General features: G+C 41.9%; 11 protein-coding genes. 4 read left to right on the top strand and 7 right to left on the bottom strand.

Translation table 11 applies throughout. The features are described from left to right. The first annotated feature begins 702 nt into the window (after positions 1 to 702). On the top strand, positions 703 to 3,894 hold the full coding sequence (locus tag AC1DV1_RS30140) for a SusC/RagA family TonB-linked outer membrane protein (protein ID WP_477368131.1): 3,192 nt from the start codon (positions 703 to 705) through the stop codon (positions 3,892 to 3,894). A gap of 20 nt (positions 3,895 to 3,914) precedes the next feature. Beyond that, entirely contained in the window at positions 3,915 to 5,567 is a 1,653-nt protein-coding gene (locus AC1DV1_RS30135) for a RagB/SusD family nutrient uptake outer membrane protein (protein WP_477368128.1), read from the top strand. 78 nt (positions 5,568 to 5,645) lie between these two features. On the opposite strand, the gene AC1DV1_RS30130 is transcribed toward AC1DV1_RS30135, so the two are convergent. From AC1DV1_RS30130 to ileS, 4 genes are all read right to left on the bottom strand, one after another. Further along, positions 5,646 to 7,574 (bottom strand): LTA synthase family protein, encoded by a 1,929-nt coding sequence (locus AC1DV1_RS30130; RefSeq protein ID WP_477368125.1) that lies wholly within the window; start codon positions 7,572 to 7,574, stop codon positions 5,646 to 5,648. Between the two features lie 325 nt (positions 7,575 to 7,899). Then, a complete protein-coding gene (locus AC1DV1_RS30125) occupies positions 7,900 to 8,505 on the bottom strand; it encodes a lipoprotein signal peptidase (RefSeq protein WP_477368122.1) in 606 nt (201 codons plus the stop codon). Then, the gene (locus AC1DV1_RS30120) at positions 8,506 to 8,889 is read right to left on the bottom strand and encodes a TraR/DksA family transcriptional regulator (protein WP_091149429.1); all 384 of its coding nucleotides are present in this window, start codon (positions 8,887 to 8,889) and stop codon (positions 8,506 to 8,508) included. It abuts the gene before it with no gap. Next, positions 8,890 to 12,312, bottom strand: coding sequence for an isoleucine--tRNA ligase (ileS, locus tag AC1DV1_RS30115; RefSeq protein WP_477368118.1), 3,423 nt, complete (start codon positions 12,310 to 12,312; stop codon positions 8,890 to 8,892). A gap of 83 nt (positions 12,313 to 12,395) precedes the next feature. Between ileS and AC1DV1_RS30110 the strand changes: the two genes are divergently transcribed. Beyond that, positions 12,396 to 12,596 carry a hypothetical protein gene (locus tag AC1DV1_RS30110; RefSeq protein WP_477368115.1) on the top strand — a complete coding sequence of 67 codons (201 nt, stop codon included), beginning with the start codon at positions 12,396 to 12,398 and terminating at the stop codon, positions 12,594 to 12,596. 240 nt (positions 12,597 to 12,836) lie between these two features. Here AC1DV1_RS30110 and AC1DV1_RS30105 read toward each other — a convergent pair whose 3' ends face one another. From AC1DV1_RS30105 to AC1DV1_RS30095, 3 genes are all read right to left on the bottom strand, one after another. Continuing rightward, a complete protein-coding gene (locus AC1DV1_RS30105; protein ID WP_477368112.1) occupies positions 12,837 to 13,613 on the bottom strand; it encodes an SDR family oxidoreductase in 777 nt (258 codons plus the stop codon). Between the two features lie 105 nt (positions 13,614 to 13,718). Further along, positions 13,719 to 14,306 (bottom strand): hypothetical protein, encoded by a 588-nt coding sequence (locus AC1DV1_RS30100; protein ID WP_477368109.1) that lies wholly within the window; start codon positions 14,304 to 14,306, stop codon positions 13,719 to 13,721. A 76-nt stretch (positions 14,307 to 14,382) separates the two neighbouring features. After that, entirely contained in the window at positions 14,383 to 16,719 is a 2,337-nt protein-coding gene (locus AC1DV1_RS30095) for an efflux RND transporter permease subunit (protein WP_477368106.1), read from the bottom strand. Positions 16,720 to 16,984: 265 nt separating this feature from the next. On the opposite strand from AC1DV1_RS30095, the gene AC1DV1_RS30090 reads away from it, so the two are divergent. Then, positions 16,985 to 17,266 (top strand): hypothetical protein, encoded by a 282-nt coding sequence (locus tag AC1DV1_RS30090; protein WP_477368103.1) that lies wholly within the window; start codon positions 16,985 to 16,987, stop codon positions 17,264 to 17,266. Positions 17,267 to 17,514: the final 248 nt, after the last annotated feature.

Genomic DNA, 17,514 nt, shown 5'->3' with positions numbered 1-17,514 from the left:
GCGATAGAATGGGGCTTACTTTCAATCGCACAAAACCTAAGAAAAAAAGCTGCCTAAAGGCCTTCTTTTCACTCGTTCTTAATCAATAATATTCGTTAGTTCGAAATCAACATCAAAAAACTACTTGAAATCGATTTATCCGCCGTAAAATAAAAAGACCGCATCATTTGATTTATGATACGGCCTCTTTTTTTATCTGAAGATTTGCAAAAAATCATTGCTTTTTTACTAATAAAAAGGGATGTACTTAGTGTAATTATATAATTATAAATAAATCGATAATCAATGATTAAATGGTTGTTCTTAAAAACTAAATATATTGATTTATAGGTTTTTTGTGGTTTCATTTGGGATTTATTTATAAAATAGGCGGTATTTGTATCTTTGTTTTATATTTTTTATTTTAAATGGTAAAATATGTATATACACCAAGTTGTTTTATTATGAAGTATTGTAAATTTTAATTTTTACATAACAATATCGTAACATATCGTCTTTTTTTATTTAGTTTTTAGCACAAGAATCTATTTTGGATTTCGTTTATTTAAATAAAGCATACAAAAAAATGAAAATCACAAAATAATGGTGCCCAAATTCCCCTCTATTTTACGTCATTGCTAAAAATTAGCGCCTCGTTTGTAATATAAATGTTACAAGCTATCTTGTTAGTTAACAACTATTAACTATTTAACTGATTTAAGTATGAAAAAAAGTTTTCTCAAAAACTTGATGGGGATACTATTGGCATTATTTTGCCAATACGCGTACGCCCAAAACCGAACCATTACGGGTACTGTCATTGGTAAAAGCGATGGCCTGCCGATACCCGGGGTAAGTGTTGTAATAAAGGGTACCCGCTTAGGAACACAAACATCCGGAGACGGTAAGTTTTCCTTAAGTGTGCCTGCTACGGCCAAAACATTGGTTTTTACCTTTATAGGGTATGTAAAATTGGAAGTTCCAATTGAATCAAATGTGGTAAATGCTACATTGCTCGACGATTCTAAATTATTAAGCGAGGTTGTTGTCACAGGCTCGGGTGTGGCTACAAGTAAAACAAGACTTGGTATCGCGGTTGAATCGGTAACGGCAGCGCAATTACCGGCTACTCCAAGCGCTTCAATTGACCAGGCGCTGGTGGGTAAAATTCCGGGAGCGCAAATCTCGAGCGTAAACGGAAACCCAGGTCAGCAGGTTAATATTGTACTCAGAGGTATCAATAGCATTCAAGGCGGCACAAAACCACTTATTTTGATTGATGGAGTGCAGCTATCGGCCACCGATATTAACGCTATTGATCTAAATAACATTGAGCGGGTAGAGGTTGTGCAAGGAGCGGCGGGAGGTACAATTTATGGTGCCCAGGGTGCCAATGGTGTTATCCAGTTATTTACCAAAAAAGGTAAGCCCGGATCAATGCATGTGGACATATCTTCCAGCGCCGGCGTTAATACATTAATCAATAGCGGCGATGTACATAAAGCTAAATCAATGAGCCTGGTTACTGATGCCAGCGGGAATATATTAGGCGCGGCATCCGGAAAGCCGCTTGTGTTTGATAAGACGCTGAGCTATTACCCGGAAAACGTTACCTGGAATAGCCTTGACCCACTTAACCAAAACAACAAACCGTATAAGAACCTGACCTATTATGATCATTACAAGGAATTTTTTAAAAGTGCTTCAACCATCAATAATTCAATCAGCATATATGGCGGTGCCGAAAAAATAGACTATAATGTTTCTGCATCTAACAGTTATCAGAACACTACGTTTAAAAATAACGGCGACTATAAACGATCAAACTTTTCCGCCAATATCGGTATCCAGCTTTTTAAGGGGCTAAAGTTCCGCACCAATACGCAGTTAATTTACACCCAGAATAATTTACTGGATCAAACAGGCCGTGGTATTCTTTATTCTTTAAATAATACAAGGCCATTTGCAAATTATAATTATACCGATCCTGATGGTAACTATGGCTCTTACTTTGGCGATGCCACAGGTGTAAACGGTTTTAACCCTAATTACAACACACAGTACAGTCACAGCAAAATTGCCAAAATAGATTTGTTGCAAAACTTTAACTTAACCTATACATTTCCAAAATTTGTTGAGCTTGATGTAAAATATGGTTTAAATTATAATACCAATAACAACACTTACCTAATAGATGCGCAGGATAATAATGCCAACGCGGGATATACGCAAGTGTATTTAACAAATTACTACTCGGCCCCTACAATTACCCAAACAGGCGAAACAACGAAGGACAACGCATCAACGGTATTTCAGAATCTGATTGGTACTGCAACTTTCCGTACCGATTTTAAAAATGATTTTCATCTCAATATACCTTTAAAAACATCTACGCAGTTAACCTACGATTATCGTAAAAACGTTTATAAAGATTTTATTACCTATGGTGCCGATGCGCCGTCATACACGCCGTTCAACTCATCCAATTACCTGGTTTTTAAAACCCAGTATGATTATGTTGAGCCGTTTATAACTTATGGCTACCTGGTAAATCAAAAATTTGATTACGGCGAGTATGGCGGTATTTCTGGCGGTTTCAGAAGCGATTACTCATCTGCATTTGGCAGGGGTTCAAAGCCGTTTACCTTCCCAAGGGCCGATGCGTACTTAAGGTTATCATCATTTAGCTTTTGGAATGACGGTAGTTTAGGCACAATTTTCCCGGAGGTTAAATTCAGGGCCGCTTACGGCGAGGCAGGTATTCAACCAGGCGCATTTCAGCGCTATGTTACACTCAGTACAAAAAATGTGGGCGGCTCAAGCGCCTTCTTTCTCGATCCCAACCAACCTAACCCCGATTTGGGTGTAGAGGTATCAAAAGAAACAGAAATTGGTACCGATATAGCTATAGCCGGACTTAAAGAGGGTAATTGGCTAAAGAATTTTACACTGTCGGTAAGTTATTGGAAACGCAAAACCGACAATGCCATTTATCGTGTTGATGCTGCTCCATCCACAGGCGTTGGCAGTATTTTGCAAAACGCGTTTGGCTTATCATCAAACGGTATTCAGGTAGCTTTAAATTTCAGCCCATATAAAAGCAAAGCTTTCAGCTGGGACTTTACAACCAACTTTGGCCGCTCTAAATCAATTATTTCTTCTGTTGTTGGTCAACCTGTTGTTGTAACCTCAGCTGCGGGCAGCTCAAACTACGTGTTGAAGGCAGGCGAGAAGATAGGCCAGCTTTACGGATTTTTGATGCTGCACAAAGTTGATGAAAAAGCGCCCGATGGAACTTACTTTATACCGCAAGCCCAGCAGGCAGACTACGTCGCAGCAAGCAACGGCTGGGTAGTAAGCAAAACCACCAAGCAACCTTTTGTAACATCATCTCAATATAGCCTGGGCGATCCCAACCCTAAGTTTAATATGTCGTTTATCAACAACTTCTCATTCAGCAATATTGCAAGCCTTTCATTCCAGGTAGACTGGGTATATGGCAGCCATATTTATAACCAAACAAAGGAATGGATGTACAGGGATGGTATAAGTGGCGATTATGACAAATCCATTGATATCAATGGCGCTAACGGTGCCTGGACAGCATTTTATAGAGGGGTTTATGCCCAGGTATCGCGTAATGGCACTAAAAATTATTTTTATGAAGATGCTTCATTTGCCCGGCTAAGAAACGTATCGCTTGCCGTTAACCTGCACTCTTTCTTCCATACCAAATCATTAAAAAAACTACAGTTGGTTTTTACCGGACGTAACCTGGTTACTATAACCAAATACACAGGTTATGATCCCGAAATTAGTTCAGGTACGGGAAACTCGGCCTTTGATAGGGGGGTTGATCATAATACCATCCCTAACACCAAAACCTACCAGCTTGGCTTAAACATTGGCTTATAATTATTAACAATAGCAAGATCATGAATAGAAAGAAAATATATTTAGTAACAGTGCTTTTTGCATTGGTAATAACATCATGTAAAAAGCAGCTTGACGTAAAAAATCCGAATTCGCCAACGGTGGATAATGCAACTACCGAATCGGGCATTATTTCATTTGCGCAGGGAGGTGTTTATGAAGATGGCTTCCGCACCTTAAAATATGGCGATGGTATTTTTGGCCTTTTTTACTCCGGAGCCGTTGGGTTTCACGAAATGATGGGCGATGTAATTGGCGCCGAAGCCGCCAATGGCTACATTAACCAAATAGGCTGTCCCGATTACGTAATTTTAGATGATGGCACAAAAGTACTGAACCCGAGCGCCCCTGCTAAACAGCACGATTTTTTACGGTCGATAAATTTAAATGGCAACCAGGGGCAAAACACCACCTACTACGAGTGGGCATATATGTACCAGCTAAACAACGTTTGCAACACTATATTGGCGTCGGTTTCAAAAGCATCATTTTCTGGCGACGCTGCTGCAAAAAAAGCAACCATGACGGCATGGGCCTATTGGTGGAAGGGATTTGCTTACGCCCGCATTGGTTCAATATATTACGCCGGTATTATTAATAATACTGCGGGGGCAACCAACGGTAATTATGTAACTAAAGAGGCTATCATTGCCGAGTCGAATGCTGATTTAGATAAAGCAGCCGCGGCTTTATCAGGCATTACCAATGTGGCCGATTACAGTTCCCTGTTAGGTAAGCTGATTCCGGATTTTACCCAGGTTGGTAATGGCGGTATTTTAACAATAGACGAATGGAAGCACAATATTAACACGCTTAAAGCGCGTAATATTTTGGTTAATACGCCTGTGGCTACCATGACTACGGCGCAATGGACATCTGTTTTAACTTTGGCAAATACAGGGATTCAACAAGGCGAAAAAGTATTTACGCTAAGATCGAATGCAACAAATGATCTGTTAGATGCTTTAAGCGGATCTGTGTCAGCTAAAACTACCGCGACTGCTGCCGGCGGCAACACCTATAAATTAAGCGAACGCTTTGTTCAGGATTTTAAAGCGGGCGATAAAAGGCTTGCCAATGTTAAACAAACTGTTACCTGGCTGGGTAATGCCGATAGGGGTAATATTTTTAATACACGTTACACCTTGGTTGATGCCGGTGTTGCTGCCAACAATTTTCCTTCAGGAGTGATCCAGTTTTCAAACAGGAATACCGGCGGGTACGAGATGTTTTTAGTGGGCAGTTTTGAAGAGAACGAGCTTATGAAAGCCGAAGCAAATATTTACCTGAGTAACCTGCCGGCCGCACTTGCCAGTATTGATAAAGTACGGAATGCCGAGGGAGCTGGTTTGGTCGCAGTTGCAGGCACAACAAGTAGTGTGGCTGTTGTTAAAGAAGAACTCAGAAAAGAGCGACGCATAGGTTTAGCATTTAGAGGTTTATCTTTTTATGATGCCAGGAGATGGGGGGTAATCAATGACATATCTGCTGGTGGCGGCCGTACAAATGCTGTTGTAATCAGCAATTCTGCAGTTGTGAGTACTCACGCAACAATAAATTATAATTTTCTTGATTACTGGGATGTTCCGGATAATGAATTGGCCTACAACCCGGCTCTTGCCGGTAGCGCACCAACAAAAAATCCAAAACAATAACCAATATTTGTATCGTTCTTTATATAATATCAGTTAATACTGCTAAGGCCGCGCAAACAAATGCGTGGCCTTTTACATTTAGTTCAATTTCTTGTTCACAATCCTATCCGCATAATCCTGGATAAAGGCCTTACAATCGGATATGCCGGTATTCATCTCAGGATTGGGGTTGTTGGTCATCAGGTTTTTTTCAAGGCCCTTATCTGTAACGGCGTATATGCCGGTAATGTTCTTCCCGTCAAACAAATAGGTGTAGTTGCCTTGCATCAGCTGGTAAATATTACCAGTGGAGTTGATTACCCTTGGCAGTTCCGCCGACGCAGGGTTAATCAAACTGCGACCCCATGACCTGAAGGGCTTGTTGTAGCCTATTAAATCGGCAACGGAAGGGTAGATGTCCATCTGCGAAGCAAGGTCGGTACGTGTACCTTTTAAGGCATAAGCGGTGTTGGCGCTGTAAAACAAAATAGGTACGGCAAAGCGGTTAACGCCTTTGCTGTATTCCGGGTAATACGTTTGGCTGGTGTGGTCGGCAGTTATAACAAAAATAGTATTGGCAAACCAGGGTTGTGTTTTAGCATAGTTGAAAAATTCGCGCAGCGCATTATCCGAGTATTGCACGCATTTATCAATGGCTAGTGGCCCGCCTTTAAACCTGGCCTTATATTTTTCGGGCAGTTGGTATGGGTCGTGCGATGATAAGCTGAACAGGGTAGCCATAAAGGGCTGTTTTTGGGTGCTGAGCGTTTTGCCCATAAATTGGAAAAAGTGCTCGTCCCAGATGCCCCAGATGCCGTCAAAATCCCGGTCGTCATTATACTCCGTTCTGCCGTAATAATTTTTAAAGCCCAAAATGCTGCCGAAACCCTGGAAACCCATGGAGCCATTTGCTGCGCCATGAAAAAATGAAGTTTGATAACCCATGCTGTTACATACCGATACAATAGATTCAATTTTTTGCTTGGCAAAGGGCGATGAAGTAAAAGCCGTTTGAAACGAAGGAATGCCCGCCAAAACCGACGACATGGCGTGTATAGACTGGCGGCCATTGGCGTAAGCGTTGGTAAATATCAGGCTGTTATCCGATAGCGAATCTAAAAACGGGGTGTACGATACAAAGCCGGGTATGTTTGCCCCTCTGTTCATGCTGCCCCAATACTCTTTGGCCATGCTTTCTAAAATGATGATCACTACGTTTGGTTTGGTAGCGGGTTTACTGTTGTACTGTTTTATGGGTTTAATGTTGGCGTTAATATAATCGATAGTTGTCCAGTGCTGAATCTTAAAGTTGTTGCTGCTGATTGTGCGGATAATGGCAAAGGGGGTATTTAATACCACATCGCCCTGGTTGGGCACAGTAACGTGTTTGTAGGCATCTACCATATTAATAGGCCTGGTACTGTGCGCAAAATCGCCCCGGATACCACCTATAACCAGCGCCACGGCAACAAGGAGCGAAACTACAGATGTTATAAAGTAGGGCTGCAAATGCTTTACAGGTCGCGGCTTAGCTTTTACGCGGTAATACAGCCAAACCCAGCACAAGCAACACAATATAAATATCGCCAGGATATACCAATAGGCCCAGGTGAAATGCTCAAGCAGCGCTTTTTTATTGGTTTCATCGGCCAATACATCAAGCACTGCTTTGGTTGAGCGTACCTGGCTGAAGCGATAGTAAATGATATCGACAAAATTGGTGGCGTAGGCCAAAAAATTGCTAACAAAGTATAAAATGGTGATGCCCTTTTGGTACCCCGGCCGGGTATTGATGGTTAAGGGTAGTATGCTTAATAAAATAAACAGGCTGTTAACGTATAGCAGGGCAGTGGTATCAAAGGCCATTCCGAAATAGCAAAGTTTTAACAGCGTGGAAAGATTATCAACAGCCAACAGGTGCGTGTTATAAGCAAAAAATAAAACCCGGGCTATAAAATAGAACAGGTAGCCTAAAAACATTCGATATATAAGAACCTTATACTCGGATAACCTAAATTTATCTTCCATGAAAGTGTTGTTTTGGCTACCCCCCAAATTGTGTAAGGCGAAAGGTGATTGTCCCCTGTTAAGGAACAATGGTAAATTTATCGTCGTTTAAATGCAGGGGTGCTTGTAAAAGCAACGAATGTAATAAATAAGCAAAAATCTTGCTTTAATTTTTTGTCATAATTTAAAATAACTTGTGAGTTTAGTTAATGTTATCAAATTATGAAATACGGGAAGTTTTTCCGCAGCCTATATACTCACCGAGTTGGGAAGTCTCTCGTTCCGCAGGTACTTAAAACAAAAAAAGCCACTAAACGCGGCTCTTTTCAATATTATTAGTTTTATATTATTCTTCCACCATTTCGCTGTTGGGGCTTGCTACCTCGGGCACTTCGTGTTTGAAGTAGCGTTTTTGATAGAGCAGGATCATAATAACACCCACACATATTGCCGAGTCGGCAAGGTTAAATACCGGCCTGAAAAACTCAAATGCCTCGCCGCCCCAAAACGGAAACCATGTTGGGTAAGTGCCTCTGAGCAGGGGGAAGTAAAACATATCTACAACCCGGCCATGAAACAGTTTACCATGCTGAAACAGGATTCCGTAAAAGGTAGAATCGATAATGTTACCTACGGCACCGGCTAAAATAAGCGCCACGTTCATGATTAGCCCGCGATGGTATTTGTGTTTAATAAGGTATATCAAACTATATACAATACCCACAACCGCAGCTATCCGGAACAGGGTTAATGCCAGTTTGCCGGCATCGCCGCCCCACTCCATGCCAAATGCCATGCCGTTATTTTCGGTGTAGTGCAGCATACCGTGGCTGCCCAGGAAGCGAATTTCTTCGCCCATATACATATACCTGCGTACCCAGGTTTTGATAGCCTGATCGGCAAGGATAATGATTAAAGCGGTAAAAAAAGGTTTGGTGTAAGCAGCCTTCATTTATTGCCTCAATTTTGCTTCCATGGTCATCGTCGTGTGCGGCACCGCGCGCAAACGTTCTTTAGGTATCAGTTTACCGGTTTCGCGGCAAATACCGTAAGTTTTGTTTTCAATGCGTACCAATGCAGCTTCCAACTGATCAATAAATTTTTTCTGACGGGCAGCTAACTGGTTAATTTGTTCTTTTTCCAGTGTGGCCGAGCCATCTTCCAATGTTTTATAGGTACCTGCGGTATCATCGGTTCCGTTCGCGTTTGGCGAGCTTAATGATGTTGCAAGCGAGTTTAATTCTTCTTTAGCAATACGCAGTTTATCCAGGATTAGCGCTTTAAATTCCTGCAGGTCTGACTCAGAATATCTGGTTTTTTCGTTTTCTACTTTCATTTATATTTTACTAATTACAATCAAAATTTCATGTCCGTCAATGGCAATTAAATCGCCTTCATTTAACTGGGTATCAGGCACTATATTAACGGCCAAAACTTCGGCGCAAATATAGGCTAAATTGTTTTTCACCGCATCGCTGATGTAAGGGTGATCAAACAGCTTAACATTGATTTTATCCGTTACTTCAAACCCTTTATCCTTGCGTAGGTTTTGGATGCGGTTAATCAATTCCCTTGCTATGCCCTCCTGTTTTAACTCGTTGGTTATGGTAACATCTAAAGCAACGGTTAGTTTGCCTTGGTTTGCAACCTGCCAGCCCGGTACGTCTTCGGCTATTATCTCTACGTCGGTATCAAGTATCAAGTATTTAGTATCAAGTACCTGGATGCTGCCATTTGCTTCCAGTTCAGCTATCTGCTCATTTGTAAAGTTATTTATAGCCTCGGCTACTGCTTTCATATCCTTACCTACTTTTTGCCCAAGGGCTTTAAAGTTTGGCTTTATCTTCTTTTTAATGAAGCCTGCGGTATCGGTAATATACTCAATATCCTTAATGTTTGTTTCAGATAATATCAATTCCTTAACCAGCTCTACATGCGCTTTAAAGTCCTTATCTAATATAGGTAAAAGGATTTTACTAAGTGGCTGCCTTACATTAATTCCTATTTTTTTACGTAGTGATAACACCAAAGATGAAATGTCCTGGGCCAGTTTCATTCGCTCTTCCAGGTCGGTATCAACCAGGTTGGCGTGATACTCGGGGAAGTAAGCCAGGTGAACAGATTCATAAGTTTCTTTGCCGGTAACGCTGTTTAAATCGCTGTATAACCTATCGGCAAAGAAAGGCGCTATAGGCGACATTAGCTTACTGATGGTGATTAAACAGGTATATAACGTTTGATATGCCGATAACTTATCATCCGAATTATCCGACCTCCAGAAGCGGCGGCGGCTTAGGCGGATAAACCAGTTGCTGAAATGGGCATCCACAAATTCCTGTATGGCGCGCGCCGCTTTGGTTGGCTCAAAATCGGCATAAAAACCATCAACCTCTTTGGTTAAGGTATTTAGTAACGATATAATCCAGCGATCGATCTCGGGGCGTTTGCTGATCTCTATTTCGGCCTCAATGTATGTGAATTTATCAATGTTGGCATACAGCACAAAGAAAGAGTAGGTATTATAAAGCGTACCGAAAAACTTACGGCGAACTTCATCGATACCCTCTACATTAAATTTCAGGTTGTCCCATGGCGATGCATTGCTAATCATGTACCAGCGTGGGGCATCGGCGCCAAATTGCTCAATGGTTTCAAACGGATCGACACCGTTGCCTAAACGTTTAGACATTTTGTTGCCGTTTTTATCCAGTACCAAACCGTTCGAGATCACGTTTTTAAAGGCTACGCCTCCGTTGCCAACTTGCTCATTCACGGCCTTTATTTCATCGCTGCACTCGCTTAGCATCACGGCTATGGCATGCAGGGTAAAAAACCAGCCACGGGTTTGGTCAACACCTTCGGCAATAAAATCGGCAGGGTATGCTTTGGCAAACTCATCTTTATTTTCGAAAGGGAAATGCCATTGCGCGTAAGGCATGGCGCCGCTATCAAACCATACGTCAATCAGGTCCGGCTCGCGGAACATCTTGCTGCCGGTTGATGAGGTTAGTATCACATCATCAACATAAGGGCGGTGCAAATCAAAGTCTGAATTATTGAGTGACTGAATTATTGATTTATTCTTTTCCAGTTCCGTACCAGATAGAACACCGCTTTCAACTGCCGCCTCCAACGCTGCTTTAAGTTCGGCAATTGAGCCAATACATTTTTCTTCTCCGCCATTTTCCTCTCGCCAGATAGGTAACGGGGTGCCCCAGTAACGGGAGCGGGACAGGTTCCAGTCAACCAGGTTTTCCAGCCAGTTACCAAAACGACCGGTACCGGTCGATTCTGGTTTCCAGTTGATGGTTTTGTTGAGCGCTACCAGTTTATCCTTAACGGCCGTAGTTTTGATGAACCAGCTATCCAGCGGATAATAAAGAATAGGCTCGTCCGACCGCCAGGAATGCGGGTAACTGTGCTCGTATTTTTTTACGTCGAAAGCTTTGTTCTCGGTTTTTAATTTGATCGAGATCTGTACGTCGGTGGCCCTAAAACCTTCCACGGCACGCTCTTCGGTGGTATAATATTCTTCTTTAACGTATTGGCCTGCAAAATCGGTAACCTCGTCAACAAAACGGCCTTGCTTGTTCACCAACGGAACTTCCTTGCCATTTTCGTCCTTCACCATTACCGATGGTACGTTGTTTTCTTTACAAGCCCTAAAGTCATCCGCGCCAAAAACCGATGCAGTGTGTACGATGCCTGTACCATCTTCGGTAGTAACAAAATCGGCAGGGATAACGCGGAAAGCGTTTTTCTCGAGGTCATCATTGGTTACGTAAGGCATTAGCTGTTCGTAGTGGATGCCTAACAGGTTGCTGCCTTTAAATTCGGCTGCTAATGTCCATGGGATAATTTTATCGCCGCCTTTGTAGTCATCAAAAGAAGCGTTCTCTCCTTCGGTCTTAAAGTATTTTTTAACCAGGTCTTTTGCTAAAACAACACAGATTGGTTCAAAAGTGTAAGGGTTGAAAGTGTTTATTTTAACGTAGGTGATATTTTCGCCAACGGCAAGGGCACAGTTTGATGGCAGTGTCCACGGTGTGGTGGTCCAGGCCAGTATAAACACACCGGTATTTACACCTTCAAATAAAAAGGCCGAATCCTGGTCGCGTTTTACTTTAAACTGGGCAACAATGGTGGTATCCTTCACCATTTTATAGGTGCCTGGCTGGTTCAACTCATGCGAGCTTAAACCGGTACCCGATTTTGGCGAGTAGGGTTGTACGGTGTAGCCTTTGTATAAGTAACCGGCTTTATAAAATTCCTTCAGTATCCACCAAAGGCTTTCAATGTATTCGTTTTTGTACGTGATGTACGGGTCATTCAGATCGACCCAGTAGCCCATTTTTTCGGTCAGGTCGTTCCATACATCGGTATAGCGCATTACCTCCTTGCGGCAGGCATCGTTGTACTCTTTAACGGTAATTTTTTTGCCAATATCGTCTTTGGTTATTCCCAAAGCTTTTTCAACAGCGAGCTCAATTGGCAGGCCATGAGTATCCCAGCCGCCTTTACGCTTAACCTGGTAACCTTTTAAAGTTTTATAGCGGCAAAAAATATCCTTGATAGACCGTGCCATTACGTGGTGAATACCGGGCATACCATTGGCGCTCGGTGGCCCTTCGTAAAAAGTGTAAGGGTTATCTTCCGGGCGATTGCTGATACTTTTTTCGAAAATGTTGTTCTTTTTCCAAAATTCCAGTACTTCTTTGCCTGTTTGCGATAAATTTAACTGCTTATATTCCTTATACATGTATATCTTTTACCTTTTATCACCTCTTTTTTAAGAGGTTGCAAAAATACGGAATTTATAAATCATTTTTTTAATTTAGACGGGTGAAAAATAATAAAGTAAAGCGCACGATATTAATGTTATTAGTAGCCGTGATCGTATTTTCGGCCACTATGGTTATCCCGGCTTTACAAGATTCTAAATGGAAAGTTTATCTGCAGGGTGGCGCCACCGGCTTAACCATGGCTGGTATTGTGAGTATTATTACTTTGATTATTGATTATTTGAAGGATAGCAGGAAGTAAACACGATTTTCAGGATTAGACAGGATTTTCAGGATTTTTGATTGGCTGCTTTTTGTCTGAACTCGGATTAAGCAGATTTATCAGATTTTTTTGATTTTGATTTGCAAATTTGCGAAATTGAATCAGATTATTCCGCCCCTGACAGTCAAAAAAATCTTGTATAATCCCATAAATCTGCTTAATCCGAGTTCAGAAAAAAAGAAAAAAATCCTGTCAATCCTGCAAAATCCCTAAATCCTGTTAAAAGATAGCCCTGTTCGCCCCGCCATCAACCTGTATAGTAGTCCCGCTAATGTAAGCCGCCTGCTCTGATGCTAAAAATGCAACCAGCGCTGCCAGTTCTTCGGGTTTGCCAATGCGACCAAGAGGGATGCTTTTAGCTTTATCTTTGATAGCTTGTTCCGGGTCAACATCTTTAGGAAGTGTGTGTTTTATACGGTCGGTAAGAATTAAGCCGGGAGCCACATTGTTTACCGTGATATTGTATGGCCCAAATTCATCGGCCATTAATTTGGCCATGCCCACAACGCCCATACGCATGGTGGTTGATAATACCGAATTACCCAGTACCGCCTTCACCGAACCACTAATGATATTGATGATTCTGCCGCTTTCCGTTTTTTGCATATGGGGCAATACCAGTTTGCTAAAACGGGCAACGCTAAGCAGGTTAAGTTCAAATGCTTTTTTCCATTGTTCATCATCAAAGTTTTCAAACTTATCAAAAGGTGGCCCGCCGGCGTTGTTTACCAGAATGTCTATCCTGCCAAATGTGGCCGCTGCTTTAGCAACAAAGGCGTCGATTTCATCAACACGGGAAACATCAACAGGAATAACCACAACCTCGTTACCGGTTAGCTTCCTGATCTCTTCGGCAGTTTTATTTAACTCCGTCTCATCGCGCGAGCCAATAATTACTTTAGCCCCCTCGGCAGAAAGTGCCGTGGCTATTGCTTTGCCCAACCCTTTACTGGCTGCCAGCACCAGGGCTACTTTGTTGTTGAGTTTAAAATCCATAAGAGCCTCACCTAAATCCTCTCCAAAGGAGAGGACTTTGAATAAAATGTTATAATTTTTTTACGACCTGACGCGGCATCATGGCCGGTCATTAATACTCCCTTTTTATGCTATCGTACTTAGCTTCATGAAATCTCCGCCATCGTATCCAACGGCTACACTAATGCTGTTTTTAAATCTTAAAATGTTTTGTTTATCAAGGTCATTCCTGATCATGTCATCCAGCACAAATGAGCAATATGCGACGGGCAGCAACCAATCTAAAAAGGTATAATCCCCGTCATCATTAATAGCCTGCTCTATGGTAACAAGATCGTCGGGCACAATTAAATTTTCTTCGGGCGAAAAGGTCGGATCGTCGCCATCCAGGTCGTTTGGATCTTCAACATCGTAACCAGTTATTGAAAGGCCATAAACCTTCGCATCATTTTCGTCGGCATATTCTGCAATACTTATCCAAAAACATTGAGTGTCGTCGCTTATTCCATCTTCAATAAATGTCTGTTCCACCCATTCCTTGACTATTTTTCGGCCGGCTTCAATATCAATATTGCGCAATGTTGCCCAAAATGACTTGGGTTTAACAGCTTCCAGCGAATCTATCATTTTACCCCAGGCTTCGGCAACCGATAGTTGTTCGCTAAATATCGTTTCGAAATTATCCCAGGATTGCTCGTTGTCAAATTCGGCCATTCTATTTTGAATTTTATGATTACATCAACATTGTTTTCCAAAACCCTATCCTTTGGAGAAGTCAGGGTGAGTCCCGCTACTCCTCTATATCCGGTCCCTTCAATTTATTCCTGTCTGTCCCTTTTTCTAAAGTCAATAAAAATGCCGGCAACAAGGTAAGGTTGCTGATCATCGCTACCAACAATGTAATAGATAACAATATGCCCAGCGCCTGTGTACCGCCAAATTTTGATACCACAAATACACCAAAGCCAAAAAACAATACAATAGCTATAAATATCATACTCACTCCGGTTTCGCGGATGGTATCGGATACAATTACGGATATACTTTTGCTGGTGTTGCGCAGTTCGTGGCGGTAACGGGTGATGAAATAAATGGTCTGGTCGGATGAAATACCCATGGCTATACTGAAAATGAGGATAGTTGATGGTTTAAGCGGGATGCCAAAAAAGCCCATGATGCCGGCTGTAATAATAAGTGGTACCAGGTTAGGTACCAGGGATACGGCTATCATTTTAACACCACGAAACAATATCCACATTACAATAGCAATCAGGAAAATAGCCCAGGCCAAACTTTCATACAGGTTAATAAGCAGGTAATTGGTGCCTTTAATAAATATGATGCTGCTGCCGGTAAGCTCTACATGAAACTTTTTAGGGTTAAAGATTGAGTCGATTCGCGGTTGCAATTCGGCCAGCACTACATTCATTTTTTTTGACCCGGCATCAATCATTTCAAACGTTACGCGGGTTACCTGTTTGGTGCTATCTACATAACTGTTTAAAGCGCTGGTGCCTTTACCTGCGGAATTGCCTGCATAGTTAAGGATAAAGTTTTGCTCCAATCCATCGGGCAGCCGGTAATATTCGGGTGCCCCGCCGTAAAAAGCCTGGGTGCTGAATTTTAAAACCTGGATAAGCGATATCGACCGGCTAAACTGCGGGTACGACGAAATTAATTTTTCAAGCTTCTCAACCTTGCGGATTACGCCCAGGTTCACCACGCCGTTTTTACGTTTGGTATCAATGCTTACCTCTAAGGGCAATACACCGTTAAAATTGGCCTCAAAAAATTTAAGGTCTTCCAGTGTGTTGTTGTGCTGGGGCAGGTCATCAACAACAAACCCGTTAATGTTTATTTGGTAAATGCCCACGCACGATATGGCGATTAATACCAATGTCCCTATGTAAATAGTTTTGCGTTTGTTATGCACCAGCTTATCCAAACCGCTAAGTACTTTGGCCATCAGCTTACTATCTTTAATGCCGGCTTTTTGAGGTTTGGGCGATGGCAGGTAGCTGAAAATAATGGGCACTAAAATTAAACTTAATGCAAAAGTAGCTATAATGCTGATGGAGGCCACCAGGCCAAACTGGGTAAGCAGCTCGCTGTTGGTAAAGCATAATACGCCGAAACCTATGGCGGTTGTAATATTGGCGATAAAGGTGGTAATACCGGCTTTTTCAATAGCCAGGTGCAACGCTTTCATTTTATCGCTGCACAGCTCGTATTCGTGGTAGTATTTGTTAAGGATGAAGATGGTATTAGGAATGCCGATAACCACAATAAGCGGCGGAATGATGCCGGTAAGGATAGTCATTTCGTAATGCATCAACACCAATGTGCCCAGGCTCCAAACTACCCCAAGTACAACAATGATGATGGGAAATACCACCGGGAAAAACGAGCGGAAAAATGCCAGCAATATGAAGGCTGTAATTAATACCGATAAGCCCAGGAACAAGGAAAACTCATGCGCCACCAAATCGCCAACCACGGTACGGATAAGCGGCAGGCCCGAGTAATGCACTTTAATGCCATGCTTTTGTTCAAATGCTGCTCCCAGTTTTTTTATTTTGTTGATAATGGGTACACGGTATGGGGTGTTGATGATCTTATCGTCAAAAGTAATAGCCATCAGGGTAGCTTTGCCATCATTGCTCAATACCACGCCTTTATAAAAAGGCAGGCTGGCCAGTTTTTGTTTTATACTATCAACGGCCTGTGCTGTTGGCAATATGCCGGTAACCAACGGTTTTATAATGAAACGGTGTTTGGCGGTGTCCTTTTGCAGGTTATAAACGTTGGCTACCGAAATAACCGCCTTAACACCTTTTACCTGTCTCAAATCGTTGCCTATCTGGAACCAGTCGTTAAATATGTTTTTATCAAAAATTTTATCCGATTTGATACCGATAACCATGGACGAGGCGTCCTGGCCAAACATTTTTTTAAACTGGTTATACCTGATGTAAGCCGAATCGGTAACGGGCAGAACCTTGCCGCCGTTAAAAGTTATTTTTACTTTGGATGCTTCATAGCTCATAAAAACACTTAACGCCACAACGCTTATCAACACAAGAAGCCTGTTTTTAAGAATAAATGATGCCGTTTTTTTCCAGAACATGAACAGTAAATTATGACCGCCGCTAAACTACGAATTTAGATTTAACCACCCATTGAAGATATTGACTTTGTGACAATAAGAGCTCGTCCCCAATTAAGCCGTAAGGAATATGGATCCCGCGCATGAAACCTTGCTAATGAGGTTGCTATAAGTTGTGCGCTACAGCAATTTGTTAACGTTATTTTAATGGCTGGGCGCATATAAAATGGGCTATCGCAAAATACCGGGTTAATTATCCGTACCTTTAAAGAAATTCTTTAAGCTCATGATCCTTTTTTCGAAGCGAAACCTGCATTATACCGATTACAAATGGACGAATTATACCCAAAACGATCCGCGCGTAAACGGCAAACCAGATGCAACCCCGTTTGCAAAGGATGAAGGCAACGAAGTTGTTTACCTGATAAACAAACTGATGATATTGTGGGATTACCGTTTTGCCAATACCGGCAACAAAATGGAGAAACTTATTCACGATAAACTGCCCGCCGAAGTATTTACCCAGGAAGATGTTCAGGTTTGGCTTAAGTCGAATTTGAAGTTTTAGGTAATGATGCCAAAAATAGTTGGTGGAATTAGCTAAAAAAAGCAGTATATAGCAAATGCAGATATAAGAGTACCCAGGCTCTGCAGAGGTGCAACCTGCCAGCAATAATATTTGCGAACGATACCATGGCCGGACGAAAGTCCGGCTTTTTTTATTCATGGTAGAGTTCAAATATGGCTAAGAAAACCTATTGCCATTTTGTTTATTCTTGAGGAACAAGTACCATAGAATAAACTCTTTTCTATGCG

This window comes from Mucilaginibacter sp. P4_D1, from assembly GCF_056401935.1.
This window is presented reverse-complemented; position numbering and strand designations above follow the sequence as displayed.